This window comes from Roseateles sp. (assembly GCF_039929605.1).
GTDB lineage: Bacteria > Pseudomonadota > Gammaproteobacteria > Burkholderiales > Burkholderiaceae_C > Pelomonas.
This window is the reverse complement of the sequence record NZ_JBDSQX010000194.1, coordinates 46,372-53,113: the sequence shown is the minus strand read 5'-3', so window position 1 is coordinate 53,113 and position 6,742 is coordinate 46,372. Positions and strand designations below refer to the sequence as shown.

Sequence of the window (6,742 nt, the reverse complement as noted above, 5' to 3'; positions counted from 1 at the left end):
GCCTCCCAGGCGCCGAGGTCGTTCCAGCCGGCGTCCAGCGCGACCATGCGCAGCGGGATGTCGGTGCCCGGGCAGCGCTCCATGACGGCGTAGTCGACGGACTCGCTCGGCACGGTGGCGAACTCGGTTTTGCCCGGGCGAACGAACTTCGCGTCGGTCTTGCGAACAGCCCAGGCGGCGCGGGTGGCCCCGGCGATGTCGGGGCGGAAGCGCTCCAGCGCCTTCATCCAGACGCTGGCGCGCAGCACAAACATGCCGCTGTTCCAGTAGTAGTCGCCCTCAGCGAGATAGCGCTGGGCGGTCTCTAGGTCGGGCTTCTCGACGAACTGGGCCACGGCCAGGCCGCCGGCATCGCCCTGGGTGCGGATATAGCCGTAGCCGGTCTCGGGCCGATCCGGCGTGATGCCGAGGATGGCGATGGCGCCGTCTGCGGCCAGGCGGACGGCGTCCTGCAGCGCGGCCGTGAAGGCGGCGCCGTTGGTGACGGTCTGGTCGGCGGGCGTGACGACGAGTACGGGATCATTGCCGCCTTCGAGGCCGGCCAGGGCGGCCAGCGTCAGCGCCGGAGCGGTGTTGCGGCCCAGCGGTTCGAGCAACACGCTGCTGGGTTCATGGCCGGTTTCGCGCAGCTGGTCGAGCACCAGAAAGCGGTGCTCTTCGTTGCCGACGATGCAGGGGCCGGTCATCTCGAACTCGGGTGAGGCGAGGGCCGCGAGGCGGCGTGCAGCGAGCTGGAACAGGCTCTCATTGCCCGACAGCACGAGAAACTGCTTGGGATAGCCGGCACGCGACAGCGGCCACAGCCGGGTGCCGGAGCCGCCGGCCATGATGACGGGCAGAACGGAGATCTTGGAAGCCATAGCGCTTTTTAATTCAGTCGAAACCTTGGGGATTGGTGTGCTGCCAGCGCCAGCTGTCTTCGCACATGCGGGCGAGATCCAGTTGCGCCTCCCAGCCAAGCAACTCGCGGGCCATCGCGGGGTCGGCCCAGCAGGCAGCGATGTCACCGGCGCGGCGGGCGACGATCTCGTAGGGCACGCTACGGCCACTGGCGGCCTCGTAGGCGTGCACCAGATCGAGCACGCTGTAGCCCTGGCCGGTGCCCAGGTTGACGGTCAGCGAGCCGGGGTGATCCAGCAGGCGGCGCAGCGCGGCGACATGGCCTTCGGCCAGGTCGGTCACGTGGATGTAGTCGCGCACGCCAGTGCCGTCCGGCGTGGCGTAGTCGCCGCCGAACACCGACAGCTTGTCGCGCCGGCCCACCGCCACCTGCGCCACATAGGGCATCAGGTTGTTGGGCGTGCCGCGTGGGTCCTCGCCGATGCGGCCACTCTCGTGGGCGCCGACCGGGTTGAAGTAACGCAGGCAGGCGGTCTGCCAGGCACTGTCGGCCACGCCGAGGTCGCGCAGGATCTGTTCGCCCATCAGCTTGGTGGCACCGTAGGGATTGGTGGCCGAGGTCGGCGCGTCCTCGCGCAGCGGCAAGGCCTCCGGTGCGCCGTAGACGGTGGCGCTGGAGCTGAAAACGATGCGCAAGCAGCCGTGGCGCTTCATCGCCTCGCAGGTGTTGACGAGGCCGCCGAGGTTGTTGCGGTAGTAGGCCAGCGGCTGGCTGACCGATTCGCCCACGGCCTTGTAGGCGGCGAAATGCACGACCGCTGCGGGTTGGTAGCGCGCGAAGATTTCGTCCATCTGCGCTGCGTCGCAGACGTCGGCACGCTCGAACTCAATGGGCGCCGTAGCCAATTCAGCCAAGCGCTCCAGCACGAGCGGCGAACTGTTGACGAAGTTGTCGACGCCGACGACACGGTAGCTGGCGCTCTGCAGCGCAAGCCAGGTGTGCGAGGCGATGTAGCCGGCCGCGCCGGTGAGCAGGACGGTGGTGGTCATCAGTAGACGATGGCTTGGCCGGTGCAGCCGTAGCTGTTGGCGCTGTAGATGTACTGAGGCACGCTGTTGTCGCGGTTGACGTGGTCGTACTGGCAACCCAGGCTGAAGCTGCGCGAGATGGCCCAGCGCAGGCCGACGTTGTAGCTCTTGGTGTCGTCCAGGGCGCCGGTCAATGCGACGCCGGAGTCGCTGTTGCGCCTGGCGCTGTTGGCGCTGGCGCGGGCGCTGAGACTCAGCTTGCTCGTCAGCGCATAGCTGCTGCCGAGCTGCCACGTGGTGTAGACACGATTCAGGTCGCCTGTATTGACGCTACTTTCCTGCCCCGTGTCGCGCGCGTAGTTCAGATTGAACTGCAGCTTGGCCGTCGGCGACCAGTTCCAGCCGACCGAGCCCGTCGTGCCGCTGAAGTCGCGCAACCGATCCATGCTGTTGTTGGCCTTGCTGCGGCTGATGCGCGTGTTCACGGTACTGTGGCCGCCGATGCGCCAGCGTGTTGTGAAATCGATGTCGTCTCGGGTGTAGTCGTTTTGATCGGTGATCGCCTTGGGCAGCAAGGTGTCAGGATCTAGCGTGAAGAGGCCTGTGGGATATCGCGGGTTCGTGCCCTTGGTGCGGCGACCCGCGAGGCCCAACCGAACATTGCCTGCAGGTGTCAAGTAAATGCCCAGCGAGCCGGTGTTCTGGCGGTAGACGTAGCGGTCGTACTCTTCTGCGCTGAAGTTGCGGCTGCGTTGCGTCCAGGCGCCTTCCAGCGTGTAGCGCGTAGCAACACCCATGCGAATTTGAGCCTGGTATTCGTCCGTGCTTTCAATGTTCTTTTTGAAGATTTGCGCAACGCCGCTGGTGTTGAAGTCGGCCAGCGACCGGTCCGATTTGGCACTCAGCACACCGGACAACTTGCCCACCGTCTGCCAGTTCAGCGCACCTCGAATGCTGTGCGAACGGTAGTTCAGATCGCGGTTGGTGGAGTAGCGGTTGTTCTGCAGTGAACCGTCGACGGTCAGGTGCTGGCGGCCCAGGCGCTGGTCGATGCCGCCGAGCAGCCCGGCGCTGGTGACCGTGTCGCTGTTGGGCGCACTGGACTGCCGATAGACGTTGGAGACATGCGAGGCGCCGAGCGAGCCGCCGGCGTAGAACGGCGCCGTGTCATCCGTCTGGGCCTGGGCGGGGTTGGTCAGCGCAGCGATCGCGGCCAGAGCGATAAGCCCGATTCGGCAATCCATCAGAAGATTCTCAGTAGGCATGACGGTCAAACACCACCAGCCGCACCGTGCGCAGGATGATCTGCAGATCCAGGGCCAGCGACCAGTTGCGCAGATATTCAAGATCGTATTCAACCCGCGCGATCATCTTGTCGATGGTGTCGGTCTCGCCGCGCAGGCCGTTGACCTGGGCCCAGCCGGTGATGCCGGGCTTGACCTTGTGACGCACCATGTAGGCCTTGATGAGCTGGCGGTATTCCTCGTTGTGGGCGACCGCGTGCGGCCTCGGACCCACGATGCTCATGCGGCCTTGTAAAACGTTGATGAATTGTGGCAGTTCGTCCAGCGAGGTGCGGCGGATGAAGGCGCCAAAGGGCGTGATGCGGGAGTCGCCTTTGGTGGCCTGCTTGACGACGGCGCCGTTGTCCTGGGCGCGCATCGAGCGGAACTTGTAGACGACGATCTCCTCACCATCCAGGCCGTTGCGGCGCTGCTTGAAGATGACGGGCCCGGGCGAGCTGAGCTTCACGCCGATGGCTAGCGCCAGCAGGATCGGCGAGATCAGGATCAGGATGATCGATGCCAGCACCATGTCGCTGACGCGCTTGATGAGCTGGTTGGTGCCGGTGAAGGGGGTCTCGCAGATACCGACGACCGGCACGCCGCTGATGTCCTGCAAGCGGCCCTGGATGATGCTGATGCCGAACACATCGGGCACGAAGAACAGCGACGCCGTGGTGCCCTGCACCTGCTCCAACAGCTCGACGATGCGCGGCTGCGAGCCCAGCGGCAGCGTGATGTAGACCTCGCGCACACCCTTTTCGCGCACGAACTCGCTGAGCTTGGTGAGTGGGCCGATCAGTTCTGCTCCAGCGTCCGGGTGCAGGCGCTCGCGGTTGCGATCGTCGAAATAGCCCAGGCAGATGACGCCCTGGTTGTCGCGCAGCGCCTTGGTCACCTTGTGGCCCAGTGAGCCAGCACCCACGACCACCGCCGTGCGCCGGGCACTGGGGTCGCGTGAGCGCCAGCGCTGCAAACGGCGGCCCGCCTCGATGGCGATGATCTGGACGACCGGCGTGATGACGGCCCACCAGATCAGCACCTCTTCCTCGAAGTAGTGAAGGCTGCTGGTGGCATAGCCGCACAACAGCAGAATGCCCAGCAGCACCAGCCAGGATGAGATGACGTCGACCAGGGCGCTGGCCGGGTGGTCGTTGAAGCGGTTGCGACCGGGGAAGGTCAGTGCGAACACCAGCAGGCACAGCGTCAGCGTCGGGCGCAGGACGGGCTCATCGAAATGACCGTTCACCAGCAGGAAGGTCAGCACGATGATGCCGGGCTCCAGGAACGCGGCAATCAGCGATTCGACCGACTGCGGCGCGCTGTAGAACGTCCTTTTGTAGCTTCGATCCTCGAACATCGTGTCAGTCAGTGGCCCAGGTAGGGTAGTGGCTTGCAAAAAGCGATCCGGGATTCTCTACCAACAATTTTGACAACCGTTGCAGGCCCGTCCCCTGTTCAGGGTCCTGCCTACAATCTTGTCCTATGTCTGCGCACTGGCCATTTCCCTCTCTTTCGCCGCTGTTGATGCCTGCCCTTCAGGATCGCTTGGTGCTGCTCATCAACCATGTCGTTTCGCGCGAGCCCATCGCCGCGAAACGCCTGCAGCCACTCGCCGGGCGAGGGCTGGTGGTGCACCTGGCGCGGTGGCCGGCGCTGCTGCCGGCGGCGCCGGATTTGATACTTGGTGTTACACCCGCTGGACTGTTTGAGCGGCTGGACTCACCACCGCCGGGCGTTGGCGGCCTGCGCATCGAGATTGACGCTGCCAATCCTGCGAAGCTTGCCTTGGGTGCATTGAGCGGCGAGGCGCCCAGCGTCGGCGTGCAGGGCGATGCCGCCTTTGCCGGTGAAATGCACTGGCTGATGGACAACCTGCGCTGGGACATCGAGGACGACCTGGCCGGCATCGCCGGCCCCTTGGCCGCCCGCCAGCTGGCCCAGTTCGGTCGTGCCTTGCGGCGCACCCTGTCGGGCATGGTCGAACGCTTCGCGCCCAAGACGCCCGGTAGCGGCGCATGAGGTTTGTCTCTCGGTTGCTGGTCATCCTGTGGACGATCTGGCGTTTCGGCCTCGATGACCTGGCGCTCTCGGGCCTGCGCCGGCGGCGTTTCCAGGTCCTGAGGCGCATCACCCGGCTGGGTCGCCGCTGGCAGGAGCCTCGCGGCGTGCGTCTGCGCCTCGCTTTGGAGCGCCTGGGCCCCATTTTTGTGAAGTTCGGCCAGGTGCTGTCGACGCGGCGCGACCTGCTGCCGGTCGACGTTGCGCTGGAACTCGCCAAGCTGCAGGACCGGGTGCCGCCCTTCCCGGCGTCGTTGTCGCGCGAGATGGTCGAGCGTGCCTTCGGCCTGCCGCTGGAGGAGTTGTTCGGCAGTTTCGATGCCGAGCCCGTGGCGAGCGCCAGCATTGCCCAGGTGCATTTCGCAACGCTCAAGGATGGCCGCGAGGTGGCCGTCAAGGTGTTGCGCCCCGGCATGCTGGACGTCATTGACGACGACCTGTCGCTGATGCGCCGGCTCGCCGTGTGGGTCGATCGCTTCTCGGCCGACGGCCGGCGGCTCAAGCCGCGCGAGGTCGTCGCCGAGTTCGACATGTATCTGCACGACGAGCTGGATCTCGTCCGCGAGGCCGCCAACGCCGCCCAGCTTCGCCGCAACATGGCCGGGCTGGAGTTGGTGATGGTGCCCGAGATGCACTGGGACCTGTGCAGCCCCGAGGTCATCGTCATGGAGCGCATGAAGGGCGTGCCCATCTCGCAGCTTCAGACGCTGCTGGACGCCGGCATCGACATCAAGAAGCTGGCCCGCGACGGCGTGACCATCTTCTTCACGCAGGTGTTCCGCGACGGTTTCTTCCACGCCGACATGCACCCGGGCAACATCCAGGTGAGCCTGGCGCCCGAGACCTTCGGCCGCTACATCGCGCTGGACTTCGGCATCATCGGCACGCTGACCGAGGTGGACAAGGACTACCTCGCGCAGAACTTCATCGCCTTCTTCCAGCGCGACTACAAGCGCGTGGCCGAGCTGCACATCGCCTCTGGCTGGGTGCCGCCCGAGACCCGTGTCGACGCGCTGGAAAGCGCGGTGCGGGCGGTCTGCGAGCCTCATTTCGACCGGCCACTGAAGGACATCTCGCTCGGCCAGGTGCTGATGCGTTTGTTCCAGACCTCGCGCCGCTTCAACGTCGAGATCCAGCCCCAGCTCGTGCTGCTGCAGAAGACGCTGCTCAACATCGAAGGCCTGGGCCGCCAGCTCGACCCCGAGCTCGACCTCTGGGCCACGGCCAAGCCCTTCCTGGAGCGCTGGATGAACGAGCAGGTCGGCTGGCCGGCGCTGACCAAGCAGCTTCAAAAGGAGGCGCCGCGCTTCGCGCAGCTCATCCCTGCGTTGCCGCGCCTGCTGCATGACGCGCTGAAAAGCCAGGCGCAGCGCGGTGGCGACGCCGACATGCGCGCCCTGGTACGGGAGTTGCGCAGCACCAACCGGCTGCTGTCCGGCCTGGTGTGGGGCGCGGCTGGCTTCGGCATCGGTGTCGCGCTGGCCTGGCTGGCCCTGCGCGTTCTCGACCTCGGCTTCTGAGCCAGGCGC

6 protein-coding genes are annotated in these 6,742 nt (G+C 65.9%); 2 read left to right on the top strand and 4 right to left on the bottom strand.

Annotated elements, in window-relative coordinates:
- The 4 genes from ABIS05_RS26460 to ABIS05_RS26445 all read right to left on the bottom strand — a co-directional run.
- Positions 1-860 (bottom strand): sugar phosphate nucleotidyltransferase (locus ABIS05_RS26460; protein ID WP_348011591.1); only part of this gene is annotated, 860 nt, incomplete at its 3' end.
- A 13-nt stretch (positions 861-873) separates the two neighbouring features.
- Positions 874-1,890, bottom strand: a complete 1,017-nt coding sequence (galE, locus tag ABIS05_RS26455; protein ID WP_348011590.1) for a UDP-glucose 4-epimerase GalE — start codon at positions 1,888-1,890, stop codon at positions 874-876.
- On the bottom strand, positions 1,890-3,113 hold the full coding sequence (locus ABIS05_RS26450) for an outer membrane beta-barrel protein (protein WP_348011589.1): 1,224 nt from the start codon (positions 3,111-3,113) through the stop codon (positions 1,890-1,892). Before ABIS05_RS26450 ends, galE begins: the two co-directional genes overlap by 1 nt.
- Positions 3,114-3,123: 10 nt before the next feature.
- Entirely contained in the window at positions 3,124-4,512 is a 1,389-nt protein-coding gene (locus ABIS05_RS26445) for an undecaprenyl-phosphate glucose phosphotransferase (RefSeq protein ID WP_348011588.1), read from the bottom strand.
- Between the two features lie 167 nt (positions 4,513-4,679).
- Between ABIS05_RS26445 and ABIS05_RS26440 the strand changes: the two genes are divergently transcribed.
- Positions 4,680-5,174, top strand: a complete 495-nt coding sequence (locus ABIS05_RS26440; protein WP_348011587.1) for a hypothetical protein — start codon at positions 4,680-4,682, stop codon at positions 5,172-5,174.
- Positions 5,171-6,733, top strand: a complete 1,563-nt coding sequence (gene ubiB, locus ABIS05_RS26435) for a ubiquinone biosynthesis regulatory protein kinase UbiB (protein ID WP_348011586.1) — start codon at positions 5,171-5,173, stop codon at positions 6,731-6,733. The genes ABIS05_RS26440 and ubiB overlap by 4 nt, the downstream gene beginning before the upstream one ends.
- Positions 6,734-6,742 lie beyond the last annotated feature (9 nt).

What these genes read in the sequence shown, in the direction of transcription:
- galE (WP_348011590.1), bottom strand. Translation starts at nt 1,890, where the DNA reads ATGACCACCACCGTCCTGCTCACCGGCGCGGCCGGCTACATCGCCTCG.
- ABIS05_RS26450 (WP_348011589.1), bottom strand. Translation starts at nt 3,113, where the DNA reads ATGGATTGCCGAATCGGGCTTATCGCTCTGGCCGCGATCGCTGCGCTG.
- ABIS05_RS26445 (WP_348011588.1), bottom strand. Translation starts at nt 4,512, where the DNA reads ATGTTCGAGGATCGAAGCTACAAAAGGACGTTCTACAGCGCGCCGCAG.
- ABIS05_RS26440 (WP_348011587.1), top strand. Translation starts at nt 4,680, where the DNA reads ATGCCTGCCCTTCAGGATCGCTTGGTGCTGCTCATCAACCATGTCGTT.
- ubiB (WP_348011586.1), top strand. Translation starts at nt 5,171, where the DNA reads ATGAGGTTTGTCTCTCGGTTGCTGGTCATCCTGTGGACGATCTGGCGT.